The sequence below is a fragment of the Magnetococcales bacterium genome (genome assembly GCA_015231755.1).
Classification (GTDB): Bacteria; Pseudomonadota; Magnetococcia; order Magnetococcales; family Magnetaquicoccaceae; genus Magnetaquiglobus.
Map to the genome: position 1 here is coordinate 177,516 of JADGAZ010000004.1, position 22,379 is coordinate 199,894.

Sequence of the window (22,379 nt, forward strand, 5' to 3'; positions counted from 1 at the left end):
AAACACCGGCCAGTCCCGCTCCCGAAGGAGAAGGACTGGCCGGTGGGAAAAAGTCAAACCGTCAGGCTATAGAGCAATCAGCTCAGCACACCCAACACGGTGGTCAACTGATCACTGGTCAACACACCCAGTTGGGTCGTGGTGAATCCACCATACGTGGTGCCACCCAACGTCACACCCGACACCTGAGTCGAGGTGAGTCCACCCAACGCAGTCGTGGTCATCACCGCGATGTTGGTGGTGGTCAGATACGAGATGTCCAGATACTCCAGACCCCGCACCTGGGTTGAGGTCAAAGAAGCCACCTGGGTCGTGGTCAACACCGACACCTGGGTGGAGGTCAACGCCGCCACCTGTGCGGAGTTGATACCACCAAACTGGGTGGCGGTCAGGTAACGCAGATCGGTCGTGGTCAACACACCCACCGAACTGGTGGTCAACGCGCCCAACTGGGTCGCGGTCAGACTGCCCACCTGAGTCGTGGTCAACACCATGACATCGGTGGTCTCCAGTCCGCCCATCTGGGTGGTAGTCAAACCGCCCATCTGGGTGGTGGTCAACGACGCCACCTGAGTCGTGGAGAGCGCCGCCACCTGCGTGGACTTCATGCCGGACATCTGCGTGGTGGTCAAAGTACGCAGGCCGGTGGTGGTCATGGAACCCAGTTGCGTCGTGGTCAACACCCCAAGCTGGGAGGAACTGAAACCGCCCAACTGGGTCGTGGACATGATCGCCACCGCCGTGGTGGACAGACCACTCACCGAGGCCGTACCAAACCCGCCCAACTGGGTCATGGTCAAGGCACCCAGCATGGTGGTGGACATGCCACCCAACGACGTGCTGGTCAGGCCACCCAACTGGGTCGTGGACATGGAGGCCATGCCCGTGGTGGTGAGGCCGGAAAGCTGCGTCGTGCTCAAGGCACCCAACTGAGTGGATTTGAAGCCGCTCAACTGGGTGGTGGTCAACGCCTTGAGGCCGGTCGTGCTCAACACGGCAGTCAGCGTGACCGTCAAACCGCCCAACTGGGTCATGGTCAAGGCACCCAACTGGGTAGTCGTGATCGCCCCGATCTCGGTGGTGCTCAGACCAGCCACCTGGGTCGAGGTCATGGAATCCACCTGGGTGGTGGTCAGAATCGCAAACTGGGTCGTGGTGAACGCCGACAGTTGCGTGGTCTTCAGCCCCAACACCTGGGTGGTGCTCAACGACTTGAGGCCGGTGGTGGTCATCACCCCCATCTGGGTCGTCGTCAAACCGCCCACCTGGGTCGAGGTCAAACCGCTCACCTGGGTGGTGGTCAACACCGCGATCACGGTGGTGGTCAAGCCACCCACTTGGCCCGAACTCAAGGCACCCATCTGAGTCACGGTCAAGGAACCCAACTGCGTCGTAGACATGCCCGCCATCGTGGTGCTGGTCAAACCGGCCATCTGCGTGGTGGACAGCGTGACCACACCCGTGGTGGTCAACGAACGCATCTGCGTGGTGGTCAACACCGCCAGTTGGGTGGATTTCAGGCCACTCAACTGGGTGGTGGTCAGGGCCACGAGGCCGGTGGTGGTCAAACCGCCGGTCTGAGTGGTGGTCAACGCCCCCAACTGAGTCGTACTCATGCCCACCAACTGAGTCGTGCTCATGCTGCTCAGTTGAGTCGTGTTCAATCCCACCACCTGGGTGGCAGTCAGGGAATTCACCTGGGTGGTGGTGAGAATACGCACCTGAGTGGTGGTCATCCCGTTCAACTGGGTGGTCTTCAGACCGCTCAATTGAGTGGTGGTCAAGGTGGCCAGACCCGTGGTGGTCAACACACTGGCCTGGGTGGTGGTCAACGCCCCCACCTGGGTCAGGGTGAGGCCCGTCAGCATGGTCGTGGTCAGAGCCGACAGATGGGTCGTGGTCATGCCACCCACCTGAGTCGCGCTCAACGCACCCAGATTGGTCGTACCCAGGGAACTCAACAACGTGGTGGTCAAAGCCGCCACGCCGGTGACCGTCAAACCACCCACCTGAGTCGTGGCCAGGGAATTGATCCCGGTCGTGGTCAGGGAAAGCAGTTGGGTGGTGGTCAACACCGCCAACTGGGTGGACTTGACGCCGCTCAACAACGTGGTGGTCAAGTTGGCCACACCGGTGGTGGTCAAACTGCCGGTCTGGGTCGTGGTCAGACCGCCAATCTGCGTGGAGGTCAGGCCGCGCAACTGGGTGGTGGTCAAGGTGGCCACACCGGTGGTGGTCAGACCCGTCAACTGCGTGGAGGTCAACGACGACAATTGCGTGGTCGTCATGGTGGCGGTCTGCGTGGTCGTCATCATCTCCAACTGGGAGGTTTTCAATCCGCCCAACTGGGTCGTGGTGATCGACTGCAATTCCGTGGTCGTCAACGCCTTGGTCAGCGTGGTGGTCAACACACCCAGCTGAATCGAGGTCAACCCGGTGATCTGGGTGGTGGTCAGATTGGCAATCCCCGTGGTGCTCATGCCGGCAATCTGAGTCGCGTTCAGGCCACCGATCTGCGTGGTGTTCATGGCACGCAGTTGAGTGGTGGTCATGGCCACAAGCAGCGTGGTGGTCAAACCGCCCAGCTGGGTCGTGCTCAACGCCACAAGCCCGGTGGTGGTCATCGTGCCCAACTGGGTGGTGGTCAACACCCCCAATTGGGTCGATTTCAGGCCACCCAACTGGGTGGTGGTCATGGCCACGATCTGAGTGGTGCTCAATCCGCCCATCTGAGTGGTGCTGAGGCCACCGATCAGGGTGGTGTTCACGGCACTCAACTGGGTGGTCGTGAGGGTCTTGATTCCCGTGGTGGTCAAACCACCCACCTGCGTCGAGGAGAGGGACCCGATCAACGTGGTGGTCAGAATCGCCACACCCGTGGTGGTCATGGCCCCGAGCTGCGTGGATTTGAGTCCACCCACCTGCGACGTGGTCAGGGAGGCGAGTTTGGTGGTGGTCAACAAAGCCATCTCAGTGGTGGAAAGCACCGCCATCTGCTGAGAGGCCATGCCACCCATCTGGGTCGTGCTGAGAGACGCAAAACCCGTGGTGGTCAGACCCGCCACCTGCGTGATGTTGAACGCGGCAATCTGCGTGGCGCTCAATCCACTCAATTGGGTGGTGGTCAGGGTGGCCAGCTCCGTGGTGGACAGACCGCCCACCTGGGTGGTGGTGAACGCCCCCATCATGGTCGTGGTGAGCGCGGCCATATGGGTCGTGGACAGACCCGCAACCAGGGTGGATTTGAGGCCACTCAGATTGGTGGTGGTGATCGCGAGCATACCCGTGGTGGTCAACGCACTGAACTGGGTGGTGGTAAGACCGCCCAACTGCACCGACCCCAGATTCGCCACCTGGGTCGTGGTCAAGGTGTTCATCCCGGTGGTGGTCATGCCGGTCAACTGCGCCGTGGTCAACGAGCCCAGCAGCGTGGTGGTCAAGGTACGCAACTGGGTGGTGGTCATGGAGCTAAGCTGGGTCGATTTCAAACCACCCAACTGGGTGGTGGCCAGATTCGCCACCTGGGTGGTGGTCATCGCCAGCAACTGGGTCGCCGTCAGGGCACCCACCTGGGTGGATTTCATGCCGGAGAGCAACGTGGTGTTCAACGAGGCCAGACCCGTGGTGGTCAGACCCGCCACCTGGGTGGCCGACAAGGCGCCCACCAGGGTCGAGTTGAATCCGCCCAGCTGGGTCGTGGTCATGCTGGCCAAACCGGTGGTGGAGAAGCCACCCACCTGCGTGGTGCTCATGCTGCCCAATTGGGTGGTGGTCAGGTTGGCCGACAAGGTGGTGGTCAACGCAGCGAGCTGCGCGGACTTCAAGCCGCCCAACAAAGTGGTGGTGAGGGATTTCAGACCCGTGGTGGTCATCGCCACCGTCTGGGTGGTGGTCAGACTGCCCAGCAGAGTCGAGGTCAATCCGCTCAATTGGGTTGTGGTCATCACCGCCATGGCCGTGGTGGTCACGCCGCCCACCTGCACAGAGGTCAACGCCCCCAACAAGGTGGTATTCAGCGCACTGAACTGCGTGGTCGAGAACGCCCCCATCTCGGTGCTGGTCAAACCGCCGATCTGGCTGGTGTTCAAGGAGGCCAGACCCGTGGTGGTCAGGCTGCGCAGTTGCGTGGTGGTCAACGCCGCCAACTGGCTGGATTTCACGCCACTCAGCTGGGTGGTGTTCAACGTGGCCACACCGGTGGTGGTCAAGGAGGCCACCTGGGTCGCGCTCAGACCGCCCAGAGAGGTCAAGGTCATGCCACCCAGTTGCGTGGTGGTCAACAGCCCGATCTGGGTGGTGTTGAAGCCTCCCGCCTGCGTGGAGCTGAGGGAAGCAATCTGCGTGGTGGTCAGATTGGCGGTCTGGGTGGTGGTCAGGGCCGCCAGTTGGGTGGTTTTGATGCCACTCACCTGGGTGGTGGTCAGGGCACGGACCGCCGTGGTGGTCAACACCGCCGCCTGCGTCACCGACAACTCACCCAATTGGGTCAAGGTCAGTCCGGAAAGCAGGGTGGTGGAGAGGGCCGCCAGACCGGTGGTGCTCAAACCACCCACCTGTGAAGCATTCAAGGAACCAAGCTGAGTGGTATTCAATCCGCCCAACTGGGTGGTGCTCATCGCCTTGATCAAGGTGCTGGTCAATCCGCCCACCTGGGTGGTGCTCAACGAAACCAGACCCGTGGTGGTCATCACGGAAAGCTGGGTGGTGGACAGGGCGGCAAACTGGGTGGATTGCAGACCCGAGAGCAAGGTGGTGGTCAGGGTAGCCAGACCGGTGGTGGTCAATCCGCCCATCTGGGTGGCCGTGAGGCCGCCGATCTGGGTGGTTTTCATGCCCGCGATCTGGGTCGTGGTCATGGCGGTGATCGCGGTGGCACTCAACCCAACCACCTGGGTGGCGGTGAGGGAAGAGAGCTGGGTCGTGTTCATGTTCCGGAACTGGGTCGTGGTCAACGCCGCCAGCTGCGTGGTCTTCAGGCCACCCACCTGGGTGGTGGAAAGCGCCGCCACGCCGGTGGTGGTCAACACCGCCATTTGCGTGGTGTTCAAGGCACCCACGATGGTGGCGGTCAAACCGCTCAACTGGCTGGTGGTCAGAACCGCCACCTGAGTGGTGGACAGGCCACCCACCTGGGCCGAGCTGATCGCCGCCAGATGCACCGAGGTCAGGCTGGCCGTCTGGGTGGTGGACAACGCTCCCAGACCGGTGCTGGTGATGCCGGTGATCTGGGAAGTGGCCAGGGAAGCCAATCCGGTGGTGGTCAGGGAACGCAGCTGCGTGGTCGAAAGCGCGGCCAACTGGCTGGACTTGATGCCACCAATCTGGGTGGTATTCATGGCCACCAACTGGGTCGTGCTCAAACCGATCGCCTGAACCGTACTCAACCCGGACAGTTGGGTCGAAGTCATCCCCGAAAGCTGGGTGGTAGAGAGAGAACCCAGAATGGTCACGGTGAGGCCGCCGATCTGGGCCAGACTCAGGGTATTGACCTGGGTGGTGGTCAGGTTACCAGTCTGGGTGGTGGTCATGGCCGCCAGTTGGGTGGATTTCAATCCACCGATCTGGGTGGTGCTCATGGAACGCAAGCCGGTGGTGGTCAACACCGACAACATGGTGGTGGTCATGCTCCCCAATTGGGTGGAGGTCATGCCGCCGATCTGGGTCGTGGTCACCTTGGAAAGCTGCGTGGTGGACATGCCCCCCACCTGGGTGGCACTCAAGCCGCCCAATTGGGTCATGGTCAGGGACGAATACTGAGTGGTGGTCAGCGTGGCCATGCCGGTGCTGCTCAGTCCACCCAGCTGGGTGGTGCTCAGGGAGGCCAGACCCGTGGTGGTCAAACCGCTGATCTGGGTCACGGTCAAGGCCGTCAACTGGGTGGATTTGATCCCGCTCAGTTGGGTCGTGTTCAAAGAGGCCAGACCGGTGGTGGTCAACCCCCCCACCTGCGTGGCGGTCAACGCGCCCAATTGCAGCGTGTTCAGGCCACCCAACTGGGTGGTGCTCATGCCCGTGATGCCGGTGGTGGTCAAGCCACCCATCTGGGTCGAACTCATGGAACCAAGTTGGGTGGTGGTCAGGCTGCGCAATTGGGTGGTGCTCATCACTGCCAGCTGAGAGGTCTTGAGACCGCCCACCTGGGTGGTGGTGAGAGCACCCATCTTGGTGGTAGTGAGGGCAGACGCCTGGGTCGTGGTCAAGGCACCCAACTGACCGGAACTCACCCCACCCATCTGGGTGGTGCTCATGGCAGCCAGCATGGTGGTGGTCAGCGACGCCATCTGGGTGGCGGTCAGGAAGCTCATCTGGGTGGTGGAAAGAATCGCACCCTGGGTCGTGGTCAACGCCGCGATTTGCGTGGTCTTCAAGCCGCCCATCTGGGTCGTGGTCAAGGCCAACACCTTGGTGGTGGTCATGGCCGACACCTGGGTGGTGGTCATGCTCGCCATCTGCTGAGAGGCCAAACCGCCGGTCTGGGTGGTGGAAAGTGCCCCCAGTCCGGTGGTGGAAAGATTCTCCACCTGGGTGATGGTCATGGACCCGATCTGTGTGGCGGACAGGCCACCCAGCTGGGTGGTGCTCAGGGCTTTCATCGCGGTGCTGGTCAAACCGCTGATCTGCGCGGTGGACAAGCCACCCAGCTGGGTGGTGGTCAGCGTGCCGGTCTGGGTCGTGGACAGATTCGCCAGTTGCGTGGTCTTGACGCCGCTCAATTGGGTGGTGGAGAGGGTCGCGAGTCCAGTGGTGGTCATCACGGCCAACTGGGTCGTGGAGATGGCACCCAACTGGGTCGAAGTCATGCCGGTCATCTGGGTGGTGGTCAGAACCGCCATCCCGGTGGTGGAAATCGCACCCACCTGCAACGAACTCAATCCACCCAGCTGGGTGGTGGTGAGGCTGCGCAGCAGGGTCGTCGAAAGCACGGAAAACTCGGTGGTGGTCAGGCCCAACAGTTGGGTCGTGGCCAGGGAGACCAAGCCCGTGGTGGTCATGGCACCGACCTGGGTGGTGGTCAACGCCGCCAGTTGGGTGGATTTCACGCCGCTCAACTGGGTCGTGTTGAGACTCGCCATGCCGGTGGTGGTCAGGCCGGTCATCTGGGTCGTGGTCAGGCCACCCAGTTGCGTGGTCCCCAGACCGCTCAGCGAGGTCGTGGTCAAGGCAGACAGTTGGGTCGTGGTCAGACCAACCACCTGCGTGGAAGAGAGTCCACCCAGTTGGGTCGTGGTCAGGTTACTGGTCTGGGTCGTGGTCAACGCCGCGAGATTGGTGGTCTTCAGGCCGCCGATCTGGGTGGTGGAAAGAGAACGCAACGCCGTGGTGGTCATCACACCCGACTGGGTGGTGGACAACGCCCCCAACTGGGTCGAGGTCAGACCGCTCAACACGGTCGTGGTCATGGCGAACAGGCCCGTGGTGGTCAGACCCGCCACCTGGGTGGTCTTCAAGGAACCCAGATTGGTGGTGGTCATGGCGTTCAACTGGGTGGTGGTCATCACCGCCAGACCGGTGGTGGACAGACCATTCACCTGACTCGTGGACAACGACCCGATACCCGTGGTGGTCAAGCCGCTCATCTGGGTGGTGGTCAACACCGCCAACTGGGTGGATTTCACCCCGCTCAACTGGGTGGTGGTCAGAGCCACCAGCTTAGTGGTGCTCAAACCTCCCATCTGCGTGACGGTGAGGGCACCCAGCAGCGTGGTGTTCATGCCGGTCATCTGCGTGGTGGACATGGCCGCCAGGGCCGTGGTGGTCAGACCCGCCACCTGCAACGAAGAAAGAGAAGAGACCATCGTGGTGGTCAGAATATTGGTCTGAGTGGTACTCATGGACGCAATATTGGTGGATTTCAGGCCAGCCACCTGCGTGGTGGAAAGGGCCAGAATCCCGGTGGTGGTCAACACGCTCGACTGGGTGGTGGTCAACACGCCCAACTGGGTGGCGGTCATCCCCCCCAACTGGGTGGTGGTCAGGGCCACAACCCCCGTGGTGGTCAGGGCGCCCACCTGGGTCGCGTTCAAGGAACCCACGGAAGTCGAACTCAATCCCCGCAACTGGGTGGTGCTCAAAACGCCAAACGCGGTGGTGGTCAATCCGGATACCTGGGCCGTACTCAAGGAGCCCAGCTCCGTGGTGGTCACGGATGCCAACTGGGTGGTGGTCAGTGAGGCCAGATGGGTGGACTTCAATCCGCTCAATTGAGTGGTACTCAAGGCCACCACCTGGGTGGTGGAGAGTCCGGAGACCTGGGTGGTGCTGATGGACCCCAGTTGCGTGGTGTTCATTCCCCCCAACTGGGTGGTGGTCAGGGTGCGCAAAGCGGTGGTGGTCAGGCCGGTGACCTGCGCGGAACCCAACGAGCTGATCTGGGTGGTGGTGAGTCCGCTCACCTGGGTGGTGCTCATGGCACCCAACTGGGTACTCTTCAGACCGCCCAACTGGGTGGTACTCAACGAGGCGACCCGGGTGGTGGTCAACACCGCCAACTGGGTGGTACTCAACGCCGCCACCTGGGTGGACTTCACGCCGCTGAGCTGAGTGGTGGTCAGGGAGTTCACACCGGTGGTGGTCAAAGCACCCACCTGGCCTGTGGTCAACACACCCAACTGGGTCATGGTGTAGGCGGAAAGCTGGGTCGTGGTCAGAACACTCACCTGCGTGGCCGTCAAACCCGGAACCTGGGTGGTGGTCAGCAGACCCATATGGGTGGTCTTGAGGGCACTCACCTGGGTGGTGGTTAAATATCCAAGGTCCGTTGCCGTAAACGTCGCCAAGGAGGTACTGGTCAGATTGGCAATCTGAGTCGTGGTCAGCATTTGAATCATGGTCGATGTAGCCATCTTGATTAGATCTCCTCTTGAGCGTCCCGCGGCAACCGAATTTCTGTGAGCACCATGCCGCAATCAGGCGCAACAGAAAAATTTTAAGGGGGTGACCGGAAAAATTATGGATGATTCATGAATTTCTTAACAGACTGACTTTCATCAACGAATAACACATTTTTGACGTTGGGTCAAACATAATCGCCTCCGCAATCCTTCATGCGTCAGGAAACCGCCATACAAATCCTTTTCAAGGACCATTCGGATCATGCCGTTTCCAGCCCCATCACAAGAAAAACAGAGACTCACATTCGCCTTATCGGCGTCCCTCTGCCAGCCTTGAACCTTTTTTGCGCAGACCGGGACCCAGGCATCACTTTTTACTCACTTTAAACAGCATGCAAAAAAAATACCATACATAAATCCCCGTTCGACCGCTCACGCCCCCCTTCTCTCCCCATCCGACCCGACAGAAATTGCCTCACCCTGCAAGAATTGCCGCCTGATCTAACGCTCCTTGAGGCTTTCATCCATAATGCTGGTCAGGGTGTACAGGAAATAGGTGATCAGCAATCGGGATCCCACCTTGATATCGGCGGTGAGTGTCATGCCACGAATCAACCGCGCCCCTTCCGGGAGATGCTCCAGATCGGTCTTGGTCAGCTTGACCCGACCCACATGAAACGCCCCGCCGGCATTGCGCGCCGCACTCTCCCGGCCATCGTTGACCCCCTGGAAGGACTCCTGACTCACAAACTGCAAACGTCCCTCCAACACTCCGTGGCGCTGATAGGGAAACGCGCTCACCTTGATCACCACCTTGTCACCGTTGCCCACATACCCCACGTCGATGGAGTCCAGCATGATCTCGGCGATCAGTACCGCGTCCGCCGGCACAATGGTGATCAGCAGTTCCGCCGGATTCAGCACCGATCCGGTGGCCCGTTTGGCCACATCCAGCACCACCCCATCCACCGGCGAGGTCATCACCTCCATGTCGCTCATCCGCCGGGCCTTGATCACCAGTTCATTGAGCTTGGCCGACTCGGTGCGCGCCTCGATCAACCGATCCAGCAACTGCCGAGTCCACTCGTCCACAAAGGTCTGACGCTCCGCCTTTTTGGCGGCCAGATTGTGTCGCATCTCCACCAGACGGTTGCCCGCCTCCTGATGGGCCTGTTCGGTGCGCACCCGGTTCACCTTGGAGTCCTGATACTGCAACTGACTGCCGGTGCCGCTCTTTTGAAGCGTATCCCGCATCCCTTCCACATCCTTGGAGATTTTCAGGAGCGTGGCCAAAGAGACCCGTTCATCCTCGGTGGAGCGGATGTTGGCTTGAAGGCGTTGAATCTCCTCATCGAACATCAGCAAACGGGACTGATACTGGGCTTGACGCTTGGTCAACAACGCCGACTGCAACCGTTCGTCCTGGTTGGGGGAGGCGCCGATTTCAAAGGGGGTGTTGTTGATTTCGTGTTCCAGACGCCGGATCTGCACCTGAAGGGCCTGCTGCTGGGCCAGAAGCGATGACAGATCGGCATGGGCGAAGGTGGCGTCGAAGGTGGCCAGGATCTGTCCCTTGGTCACCATGTCCCCAGCCTTGACCTTCAATTCGCGGATGATCGCCCGTTCCATGGGCTGAAGCTGCAACGGCGGGGTATCGGTGGTCAGGCGGCCATTGGCCACCACGATCATCTCCACCTCCACCAAAGAAGAAATCACCAAAGCCGACACCAGCATGCCGATCACCAGATAAAACACCGACATCAACAAAAAAGTCGGATTCTCCGCGATGATGACATCGATGCCCACCTGAAAGGGAATGGCGTCCGGCACCACCCGTTCGGAGCGTCTGGTCCACACCCGTGTCCAGATTCTCCGCCACAACCCGACCGACCGTCCACCAGAACCCGAGGCGGGTTGTCCCACCTCCTGGCCCGTCTCGGCCTGGCTCTGCTCCCCTGGTTTTTCCTTCATTTCGTTTCCTGGAAAAATGACCGACACCGCCGAACGCTTACCAGACCCGTTGGGCCTTGCAAATTCGGTGCCGCGTCACGTGACCCTGGCGAACACGCCGAGGAAACGCCTCAACCCCCAAACCGGTTCAAGCACCCCTGCCGTGCGTGGTGTGACTGGTCTGTTGATCCCACAGATGGCGATAGATGTCGCAGCGTTCCAGCAACTCTTCGTGGGTGGCGAAATCCACCACCTCTCCCTTGTCGAGCACCAAAATGGCGTCGGCGGAGACCAGGGAGGAGAGTCGATGGGAGACGATGATCATGGTGCGTCCCGCCGAAATCTTGTCGAGGCTTTGACGGATGATCGCCTCGCTTTCCGGATCCAGGGCGCTGGTGGCCTCGTCGAAGATCAACAATCGGGGACTCAGCAGCAACGCCCGGGCAATGGCGATCCGCTGCCGTTGTCCACCGGAGAAGTTGGAGGCGTTCTCCTCCACCCAGGTTTCGTAGGAGTGGGGCAAACGGTCGATGAACTCGTCGGCCCCGGCCAGACGGGCCGCCTCGATCACCTCGATCAAGGTGGCCTCGGGTCGGCCCGCGGCGATGTTTTCCCGGATCGTGCCCCGGAAGAGAATATTGTCCTGCAACACCACCCCGATGCTGCGGCGCAGATGGGCCAAATCGAAATGGCGGATGTCGTGGCCGTTGAGGTGGATCAACCCCTCCTGGGCGGTGTGGATCCCCTGAAGCAGACGGGTCAGGGTGGTCTTGCCGGAGCCCGACCGACCCACCACGCCGATCATGCGTCCCTCTTCCACCTTGAAGGACACCCGTTTCAACGCGGGCAGCACCGCCTTTTCGTAGCGGAAGGAGATGTTGCTGAACTCGATGGCCCCGGTAATGGGCATGCGGATGCCCCGTTGATTCGGATCCCGTTCCGGGGGATGGTTCATCACCGAACCGAGCATGCGCACGGCCAGGGCGGTTTGTTGGTATTCGTTGATCAAACCGACGATCTGCACCAAAGGCCCGGTCACCCGACCGGAAAGCATGTTGAAGGCCACCAGCGCCCCGAGGCTCAAGGAGTTGTCGAACACCTCCATGGCTCCCACGCCGATGATGGCCACCTGCATGCACGATTGCAAGGCACCGGTCAGCACCGTGGCCTTGATGCCGATTCCCCCCACTCTGGCGCGACTCAGAATCGATACTGCCACCTTGCGATCCCACGACGCCTTGCGCAACGGTTCCAGGGCCATGGACTTGACCGCTCGCATGCCGTGGATGGTCTCCACCAGATCCGCCTGCCGCAACCCTTCGGCATTGTAAAGCCCCTCCAGATGACTGCGGAAGGTGGGGAGCATCACCCCGATCACCGCCGCGATGGCCAGGGTGAACAGCAACACCACCAGGGTGAGGAGGCCGCTGTACATGGTCAGGCCCAGGAGCAGCAACGGCAAAGTGGCGGCATCCAGCAGGGTGTGAAACAGGGTTCCCGTCAAAAAATTGCGCACCACCTCGGTCTGCTGCATGTGACGGATCAAAATACCGGTGGTGGTGTTTTCAAAAAACGGCATCGGCAGATGCAGCAGATGGTGAAACGATCGGGACAACAAGCGGGCGTCGATCTTGTTGGTGGCCACCAGCATCAGATACTGTCGCACATAGCTGAACAACGCCTCGAACAGCATCACCACCAATAGGATGAAAATCAGGGTCAACAGGGTCTGACGGCTTTGATGTGGGATCACCCGGTCGATCATGATGTTGAAGAACATCGGCATGGCCAGGCTCAACACGCTCGACAGCAACGCTGCGATGGCCACATTGCGCAGCAGCTTGCGCTGATTGAGAATCTCCGGCATGAACCAGCGCAACCCGAAAGGCTGACGCTCCACTTCCGGTTCGTGCTCCCGCCGACACAGCAAGAGATTGCCGCTCCAATCCGCCTCGAACTCCTTGCGGGTCACCACCACGGTGCCGGTCTGTTCGCTTCTGGGGTCCATCACCGTGGCACTCGGCACCCCGTCGGCCGCCAGTGCCACCCGACTGACGATCAACCAATGACCGCTGCGGGTTTCGGCCATCACCGGATAGGCGCTGCCCAGTCCGGAGAGTTCCTTCCATTTGCGACCGGTGAGCAAGGCTCCTTTCAGCCCCACCTCCTGCATCAGCCGCAAAATCGAGCCGACGATATCCGCCTCCCGCGCACCGAGCAACTGCTCCGGGGTGACATCCACGCCGTGATGCCGACACACCAGAAACAAACACCGCAAGGCCGATAAAAACGGGGAAATGTTGGTCAAAGGAGCGGTCAAGGTTTTTCTCGGGGGCGTTATGGCGCTCCCCCCTCTTCAATTCAAATCAATGATGAAATCCTCGGGACTATCGTGATCCAGAAAGCGTCAAACATGCCGAGACACCCGGCAAAAGTCAAAGACAAAAACCGCCACGCCCCAAAGGGTGTCGAAAAGAATTCCCAATCCAGCCGAAATCGGCTAGAATGCTTTAATGATCATCACACCCCGGAAGGTGCCACGACGCACCCTCTTTAATCGTTCGATCCCCGGCTCTCCCCTCGAAGGTCACGATCATGAAATCAGGCAAGTCGAAAAACCGTACCCCCGCCCCGGCCTCATCGGCTCTGGTCGCGCCCATCCAAAAGGCGTTGGAACTCCACCAGGCGGGACGGCTGCAAGAGGCGGAGAGCCTCTATCGTCAGATTCTGCGGGATCAGCCACGCCATCAGGATGCCCACAACCTGCTGGGATTTCTCCTGCACCAACGGGGGGAGCGGGACGAGGCCATAGTCTCGATCCAAAAGGCCATCGCCCTGGATCCGGGCCAGCCGCTGTTTCACAACAACCTCGGCATCGTCTATCAAAACCACGGCAAACCCGCCGAGGCCATCGCCTGTTATCAAAAAGCCTTGAAACTCGATCCCCGCTATCAGGCGGCCCTGGGCAACCTGGGTACCTTGCACCAGTCCCAGGGACGGTTCGACGAGGCCATCGCCTGTCAGGAACAGGCACTGAAACTCGATCCGAACTTCTTCGAGGCCCATGCCAATCTGGGCAACATCCACTGTGAACAAAAACGGTTCCCGGAGGCCATCGCAGCGTATCAAACCGCTTTGAAACACAAACCAGATTACGTCAACGCCATGCACAACATGGCCTACGTGCTGCAAAAACTGGAACAGTACGACGACGCCATCCAGTGGTTGGAAAAAGCCCTGGCCATTCGTCCAGACTATCTGGAAGCCCTCAACTGTCTGGGCAACGTGTTGCAGGATCTGGGACGCTGGCAGGAAGCCACCGCCTGTTACCAAAAGGCCTTGGCCTTCAATCCCCGCTATCACGAAGCCCTGTGCAACATGGGCAATGTGCTGTGCGACCAGGGCCGACTCGACGAATCCATCGCCTGTCACCAGCAGGCTTTGGCCATCAAGCCGGATCTGCACGAATCCTACACCCACATGGCCAACGCCTTGCAACTGCAAGAGCGCATGGACGAAGCCATCGCCTGTTATCATCAGGCCCTGGCCATCAAACCCGGTGACGAAACCGCCCTGGAAAATCTCGGCGTGGCCTGCAACGTCCAGGGCGACCTGGAAGGGGCCATCGACTGCACCCGCCAACTCCTGGCCAAAAAGAAAGATGATCCCAACCTGATCGCCTCCCTGCTCAATCTGTTGCGGCAGATCTGCGACTGGCAGGATTGCCCGGCCCTGTTCGACGACATGATGCAACGTTTCAACCAGGGCAACAAACTGATCAATCCCTTTGTTTTTCTGACCCTGCCCACCACTCCCGCCGAACAGAAAGCCTGCGCCGAATACTACATCCACCGCAAATACCGGGCCCGCCGCAATCTGGCCGCCCAGCCCAACCACGACCCCCATCCCCGACGCATCCGCATCGGTTATCTCTCCTGCGACTTTCTCAATCACGCCACCGCCATCCTGATGGCGGAGATGATCAAGCTCCACGACCGGGAACGGTTCGAGATTTTCATCTACTCCTACGGCGACAACGACGGCAAGGAGATGCGCCAGCGCATCGTCGAAACCTGCGACCGCTTCGTGGACCTGAAAAACGTCGATCACGAAAACGCCGCCCGCCAGATTCACGCGGACGGCGTCCACATTCTGGTAGAACTCAAAGGGTTCACCAAAGGGGCACGGCTGGAAATTTCCGCCCAGCGCCCGGCTCCGCTCCAGATCAGCTGGCTCGGTTATCCCGGCACCATGGGGGCGCCCCACATCGATTACGTCGTCGCCGATCCGTTCATCATTCCCCACGGCCAGGAACACCACTACAGCGAACAGGTGGTCCGTCTGCCCCACTGCTACCAACCCAACGATCGCCTGCGGGCGCTGCCGGAGTCCGGCCCCAGCCGCGAGGCCTGCGGACTGCCCGCAACCGGATTGATCTTTTCCAATTTCAACCAAACCTACAAAATCACCCCGGAAATCTTCGCCGCCTGGATGGAGGTGCTGCGTCAGGTGCCGGAGAGCATTCTGTGGCTGCTGGAATCCAATCCCCTGGTGGCGGACAACCTGCGTCGGGAGGCGGAAAAACGGGGCATGGATCCGGCCCGCATCCATTTCGCCCCCAAACTGGGAGTGGCCGAACATCTGGCCCGTTATCATCTGGTGGATCTGGTACTGGACACCTTTCCCGTCACCTCCCACACCACGGCCAGCGACGCGCTTTGGATCGGCTGTCCCCTGGTGACCATCGCCGGTGACACCTTTGTCTCCCGAGTGGCGGGAAGCCTGCTGCACGCCATCGGCGCGCCGGAACTGGTGGCCACCAACCTGGAGGAGTACGTCTCCATCGCCTTGGAGCTGGCCCGGAATCCGGAACGCCTCCAGGCCCTGCGTACCCGGATTCAGTCCAATCGCGCCACCTCACCCCTGTTCGATACCCCCCGTTTCACCCGGGACCTGGAAGCGGTGTTCGAGACCATCTGGCAACGCCACGAAGCCGGCGAAACCCCGACCCATCTCGATATCCCCCCCTCCTTCGCCTCCCCGGAAAGCCCGATCCGCGCCACCCCGACCCTCGCGCCCACACGCCCGGCAACACCCGTCGCCCCGCCTCCGGCACCCGCGGTCACGCCCCCGTTCGCCACCATGCCCCGCTCCGAACCCATCGCGCTGTCCATCTGCGTCACCACCGAATCGGGTCGGGCCTGGCTCCCCCACACCCTGGAACACCTGAAATGGACCCTGACCACCCCTCGGGCCATCGAAATCCTGGTGGTCACCGGCCCGGAGGCAACCGGCAACGAGGCCATGATCCGCAATCTGGGGAGCGTTTTCCCCCGGTTCCGTCACGTCACCCTGCCCCGTGTCCTATCAGGCCCGGCCCTGGCCCAGGCCGCCTTGCGTTCGGGTCAAGGAGCCTTCCGGGTCCACCTGGAAAGCGGCGACCGACTGATTCCGGAAATCCTCCTGGAAGAACTCGACCTCATGACCCAAGACGACCGGATCGTCGCCTCCCACGCCCCCTGGCGCCTGTGGAACGACGCCACCGGCACGGATCTGGGACTGTTCTATCCCCTGGAAGAGCCGGTCATCTTCGAGCGCAATCAGGCAGCCAATCTGTTCAACTTCATCGCGTTGAACCACATCTTCCCGGAAGTGGCCATCCATCGGGCCGAAACCCTGGTGCGGGTCTCGTTCGATCTTCAGGCCACCTACGGACCGGTGGTCACCACCTTCCGTGCCAACGCCCACGGGACGATCCGCTTTCAGCCCCGCCCCTTCCTGCTGTCGGTGCTGCGCCACCCCACCCCCGGAGCCGCCCACACCAAACCCGGCACCACCAGCATCCTCGACCAGCTCGACCACTACCGCTCCGGCCTGGAGATCGCCGCCTCCCTGGCCCTGTCCAGCATCGGCATGCCGGATTTCGATCCTGGCAACCGGAGCGTGGTCTTGGACCTGATCAACGATTTCACGGTGCGACGCATCCTGGTGGCCGCCAACATCGCCCAGGCCAATCAGGACTATATCGCCGCCTCCCTCTGTCTGAAACGGGCCCTGCTCTGGAGCAAAACCGAACCGGATCGGCAATACATCCGTGACCTGGAGCCGACAGTGCTGATCGGCGCCGCCTATCAGGCCCTGAAAGAACGGTTCGAGACCCTGCCCGGGGCCAACAGTCTGGTCTGTTGCGGGGTGAGCAATCCCGCCGTGGTGCAAGACAGCCTGCGCCAGATCGCCCCCGCCCTGCCAGTGGAGGTGCGGGATCCGGCCACAGCCGTCGGCGCCGCGGATCGCAGCGCCTGTCTGCATCTCACGGAAAGCGAAGAGATCCGCGCCACTCTGATCCAGGCCGGCGTTCCCATCGATCGGGTGGTGATGACCACCGACCTGCTCGCCATGTTCCGGGTCACGGCCTGAAAAAAAAACATCCATCCCTCTTGAAAAGCGGTCAGCCTGATCCCAATTCAATCATCGCCGGGATTCGACACCTTGGACCGACTCAAATTCAGGAGGGATGGATGAGCGTTCAACTTGATTTCGCCTTGAAAGATATCGGCATCGATATCCCGCTGGTGACCGGACTGCATTGCGGCAGTGGCGCGGCCTGGAAACAAAACTGGCTCAACACCGACGCCGAAACCTTTACAGGCAGCAACGGGGTCCAGACCAAGCCCGTCTCCCTGTTCACCCCCGACGGCTACGCGCATACCAACTTCTATTACCTGCAACACGACGCCACCACCCCTTTTCCCATACCCGACAACCTGTTCGACCACTGCTATGCCGAACACTTCATCGAACACTTGAACCGGGACCAGGGACTGGCCTTCCTGCAAGAGGTCCATCGCATGCTGCGTCCCGGCGGCATTCTGCGTCTGAGTACCCCGGATCTGCACGCCAATCTGGAACTGTTCTTCCATACCGAACGACCCGCCTTCGCCCAAAGCGTCGCGTTCCTGGAGGGACGGGTGCCCGCGTGGCATGTGCGCAACCGGGCCTTCATGGTGAATCAACTGTTTTATTTCTGGGGCCACCAGTGGATCTACGACTTCGAGGATCTGGCCTTGCTGCTGGAACAGGCCGGATTCCCCGCCGCGTCCATTGAAAGACGCGCCTTCAGGGAAGGCAACATCGCCGAGGTGGAACAGCTCGATCAAGAGGCCCGCAGCCAGGAAAACCTGTTCGTCGAGGCGGTCAAGGCGCCGTGACGGGCGGAAGGGGGAACGGGGAAGCACGGTTTTGCGGTTGCCTTCGGGAGCAAAGGGCATTACTGTTTTCCCAGACCGTCAGCCCCCATCCACCCTCCGCTTTGTCAGGCCAGCATGAGCCATCCCCCCTTTCGAGTGGTCCTGATCGCCCCGGAGGGCTATGCCCACGCCGAGGCGTTGCGGGAAATGGTCGAGACGGTCCATTACGGTCTGCTGGGCCTGGGATACACCTCGACCATCGCCGTCAACCAGACCGATCCATCCGCCCGCAACATCCTGATCGGCGGCAATCTCATGCCCAAAGCCTGGGTGGAACAGGTTCCCCCGGGCACGATCCTGTACAATCTGGAACAGTGGGACTCCTCCTGGATCCGGGGGGTGCTGCCGGAATTGATGGCCCGCTGCGAAACCTGGGACTACGACGCCCACAACCTGGAACGGTTGCGTCAGGCCGGTCTGCTGGGGTGTCACCGTCATGTGCCCGTCGGTTATGTGCCGGAACTCACCCGCATTCCCAACAATCCGGAGACCATCGACGTTTTGTTCTACGGCAGTCTCAACGACCGGCGCCTGCGCATTCTCAAGGAACTGGAAAAGGCGGGGCTGGCGGTGCAGATGCTCTTTGGCAAATACGGCCAGGAGCGGGATGAGGCCATCTCACGGGCCAAAATCATCGTCAACATCCACTACTACGACACCAAAATCTTCGAGATCGCCCGCATCTCCTATCTGCTGGCCAACGCCAAGGCCGTGGTCACGGAAATGGATCCGGAAACCCGCATCGACCCGGATCTGCGCTCCGGGCTGATGGCCGTACCCTACGCGCAACTGGTGGACGCCTGCGTGACCCTGATCCAGGACGAACCACGCCGTCAGGCCCTGGCCCGTGAGGGATTCCGCGCCTTTGCGCAACGTCCGGAAACCGAAATCCTGCGCCGCGCCCTCACCCCCGACTCCCCCGCGACCCTCATCATCCCAGGAACCGTTCCCATGGCAGATCCCCTTCCGGCCCCGTCACGCCCCCTGCCCCGAATTCTCAACATCGGCAGCGGCAAGAACTTCCGCGAAGATTGCCTCAATCTGGACGTGCATGACGGCTGGAAACCGGATCTGCTGGCGGATCTCAACGATCCCCTCCCCGGCCCGTCAGATCCTGTCTATCCGACCCGCCGCTTTGGCCCGATCCGCTTGAGCAGGGGCCATTTCGATCAGATTCTGGCCTTCGACGTGTTCGAGCATGTGCGGGAATTGACCACGGCCATGACCAGTTGCCGGGATCTGCTGCGGGTGGGGGGCACCTTGCACCTCGTGGTGCCCTATGACCTCTCCTACGGGGCATGGCAGGATCCCACCCACATCCGCGCTTTCAACGAGCGCAGTTGGTTGTATTACACCGACTGGTTCTGGTATCTGGGATGGACCGAAACCCGCTTCGTGGTGCGTCAACTCCACTTCAACTTAAGCCCCCTGGGCATGGAAATGCAACAACGGGGCGACAACCCGGAAGTGATCATGCGCACCCCCCGGGCCGTGGACGCCCTGGAGGTGGTCTTGGAAAAAATCCCCTTGAGCGCCGAAGATCTCCAGGCCCTGCAAACCTTCCGCCCGCCGGGCTGAACCCGGCAGGTCAACCCGGAACGATGAAGGCGCTTGGTGCGGAAAAAAACCGGAAGACATCAACGGCTCCGATTCTGATCGTAAATGACCTGCTCGTCCGGATTCAACGGAAAGGACGGGGCGCCACTCATGAAGTGGTCCGGCTTGTCGATGACGCGCTTTTCGATCACCAACACGCTGTCATAATAATGCAAACCAAAAACCGAACGGGTACGGGCATCGACCGTCAACGCCTCGCTCTGGGAATGCCACGCGTGGAGGGCGTCGATCCAATGCTTGGCATATTCGATGAAGCTTTCCGGATTGCGGTATCCCCCGCCGTAGGCCGGCATGTAACTGGTGTGCAGATCCTCGATCAGGTAGATGCCACCATTGTTGAGATGGGCGTACATCTCCTCGATGGTGACAATCTGCTGAGTCATGGTATGACCACCATCGTCGATGATGATGTCAAACCGGGGAAGCGCACTCTTGATGGCCCGCAAGGATTCCCGGTCCTCCTGATCGGCGATCAGGATCTGGATGTTCTCTTCACCCAATTCAACACATCTGGGATCCACATCCACCCCGTAAATCCGGGCCTGGGGTCCAAAATAGTGCTTCCACATCTGCAACGAACCGCCATGATAGACACCGAACTCCAACAAAGAGACCGGTTTGCCACGGAAACGGGAAAAATGGCGTTCATAGATCTCGAAATAGTGCATCCACTTGTGGATCATGCGGTGTTCGTAATTCTCGAAATAGTCCAACAGAATCGCACCCGTGTCGTTGGAAGCGCCACCGGCCTCGCCCCCTGACGGACGCTCCTTCCGCACACCCGCCTCCACGGCCCTGGCAAGCGCCAGAATCCGCCCCACCCGCTCCGCGCCGGCCTCCGGAAGGGCCATCCCCAACAGTTCATGAATCACCGATGCGACAATCTGCCCCTGGAACAGCTCCCGTTGCGCGTCGTTCAGCGGCAGGTTCTCCTGAGGGGCCCGCAGACACTCCAGACCGCGCTGTTCTTCCATCGGATTGCCGAACATCACCCCTCCGGCGCCGAGGGCCAACCCAATGACCGGATTGTGATATCCCTGGTTGGCCAGAATCATGGCCAGGATGTAGGCGGTGCGAATCCGGCGGCGGGTCAGCAGTTCAACGGCGGTCGTAAGCATCTCGCCCGGATCGTGGGGATGGCTCTGGAGCCAATCCAGCAATCCCTGGAGATCCTCGCTGGCATCCAACTTCACCACCGTCTCTTGAAAGCGCCCTGCTGCGTCAGCCATTGCATCCATGGTCGTATCCCTCATCGTCGTGTCAGAAGATCGATCCTCCCGCTCCCGGTCAAGCAGCACAGCTCCTTCCGCGGTCAGCACCACACACGAGGTGGCCAAGGGCAGAAACTTGCGCCATGGGGAGTGGATCAACCGCTGGGCAGAGTGGTGAAACGCCTGATCCACCGCAAAGCCCAGACCGGAATTGTGGAAACAAAGCGCCTCCACCACCGCCGCGCATCCCCCCTGCTCCCGATAGGCGCACACCAGATCCGTGCCATAAAAATGATACCCCAACTCCGGATTCACGCCCGGAAAACCGGCCTTCCAGAATCCGATCAACATTTCATCCAGGGACTCCACCGCCACAGGCAACGGTCCACCACTCTCCCTGGCCCAGTGGCGATCCATCACCAGACCATGGTGAACCCCCTCCCCATCCCGCAGATTGACCCCGTACACCCCGAACACCCTGGCCTCAGGCAGGCTCTGCCGCGCCTGAAACACACGCCGGGTAAACTGGAGATCCCAGCGATCCGGCAAATAGACATCCTGATGGGCGTAGACCACAAAATCGTGCAACGCCTGTCGCACCCCGTTGGCCAGGGCGGCGCCGGCGCTGGGCTGGTTTTCCAACAGGATCAGTTGATGGGGATGGGGCTGGCGAAAAATCGCGGAACTGAGAAAATTGTCCCCCAACACTCTGCGATCGTTGGTGGGCACGATGAAACTGATGGGAAACGCCAGCGGCTCGCTTACATCATAACCCGGATTGAGCCGCCCCCGGAAAATGTATTGATAGGCGGAAAAATAAAACGTCCCCCGGACCGGATCCTGTCGCAACGGGATCAACGTGGCCTTGAGGGCTGCGGAAAACTCCGGAGCGGGATCCCAAATGGTGGCGTCCACGATCTCCGGCACCAACCCCGCATCCAGCATCAGCTTGATGAAGCTGGCATACGTAAAAAAACGCACATGGGTCCGATCCAGCAATCCGGCGTCTTGATACTGGAAATCACCGCTCAACAACGATGCCAGCACCGAATGATGCTGCGCGTTAGGCACACTGCACAAAACGATCCCCCCCGGCTGCAACAAGGGCCGCACCCGACGCAACGCCGTCAGTGGATCATACAGATGTTCCAACACATCGCCGAACACGATGCAGTCATACCCCGCCTCGACTTGCGACAACAGATCCGACTCGATGCTGCCGACAAACACCCGATCCAATCGGGCAGCCGCGCTTGAAGCCGCCTCGGGATCGAGTTCCAGGCCATGGTAGACCACCCCGGGCATCCGCTCCTTGACACAGGCTCCCAAAGCGCCGGCGCCACAACCGATCTCCAGGATCCTGCCAGCCGTGGCGGGCACCTGATTGAGCAGATGAACATTGATCCCTTCATAATATCCAGCGGGTTTTTCCATCCCAGCTTCTCCCCTGACACCGCAGACCCGATGCCAGATATCAACAACCGTTTCATCCCCCGGATCCCGAACCGCACCCCTGTGCGCTC

General features: G+C 60.7%; 7 protein-coding genes. 3 read left to right on the top strand and 4 right to left on the bottom strand.

Translation table 11 applies throughout. From position 1 onward, the window contains the following. Window positions 1–77: 77 nt before the first annotated feature. The 3 genes from HQL98_04325 to HQL98_04335 all read right to left on the bottom strand — a co-directional run bounded on the left by HQL98_04325 (window position 78) and on the right by HQL98_04335 (window position 13,080). Entirely contained in the window at window positions 78–8,843 is an 8,766-nt protein-coding gene (locus HQL98_04325; protein MBF0271294.1) for a hypothetical protein, read from the bottom strand. A 489-nt stretch (window positions 8,844–9,332) separates the two neighbouring features. After that, window positions 9,333–10,802, bottom strand: coding sequence for an HlyD family type I secretion periplasmic adaptor subunit (locus HQL98_04330; protein ID MBF0271295.1), 1,470 nt, complete (start codon window positions 10,800–10,802; stop codon window positions 9,333–9,335). A 127-nt stretch (window positions 10,803–10,929) separates the two neighbouring features. Beyond that, complete coding sequence (locus tag HQL98_04335) at window positions 10,930–13,080, bottom strand: peptidase domain-containing ABC transporter (GenBank protein ID MBF0271296.1); 2,151 nt, start codon at window positions 13,078–13,080, stop codon at window positions 10,930–10,932. Between the two features lie 296 nt (window positions 13,081–13,376). Between HQL98_04335 and HQL98_04340 the strand changes: the two genes are divergently transcribed. The 3 genes from HQL98_04340 (at window position 13,377) to HQL98_04350 (ending at window position 19,606) form a co-directional block, all read left to right on the top strand. Continuing rightward, a complete protein-coding gene (locus tag HQL98_04340) occupies window positions 13,377–17,198 on the top strand; it encodes a tetratricopeptide repeat protein (protein ID MBF0271297.1) in 3,822 nt (1,273 codons plus the stop codon). Between the two features lie 101 nt (window positions 17,199–17,299). Continuing rightward, window positions 17,300–17,989, top strand: a complete 690-nt coding sequence (locus HQL98_04345) for a methyltransferase domain-containing protein (GenBank protein ID MBF0271298.1) — start codon at window positions 17,300–17,302, stop codon at window positions 17,987–17,989. Window positions 17,990–18,103: 114 nt separating this feature from the next. Then, the gene (locus HQL98_04350) at window positions 18,104–19,606 is read left to right on the top strand and encodes a hypothetical protein (GenBank protein MBF0271299.1); all 1,503 of its coding nucleotides are present in this window, start codon (window positions 18,104–18,106) and stop codon (window positions 19,604–19,606) included. Between the two features lie 59 nt (window positions 19,607–19,665). On the opposite strand, the gene HQL98_04355 is transcribed toward HQL98_04350, so the two are convergent. Beyond that, window positions 19,666–22,290 (bottom strand): methyltransferase domain-containing protein, encoded by a 2,625-nt coding sequence (locus HQL98_04355; protein ID MBF0271300.1) that lies wholly within the window; start codon window positions 22,288–22,290, stop codon window positions 19,666–19,668. Window positions 22,291–22,379 lie beyond the last annotated feature (89 nt).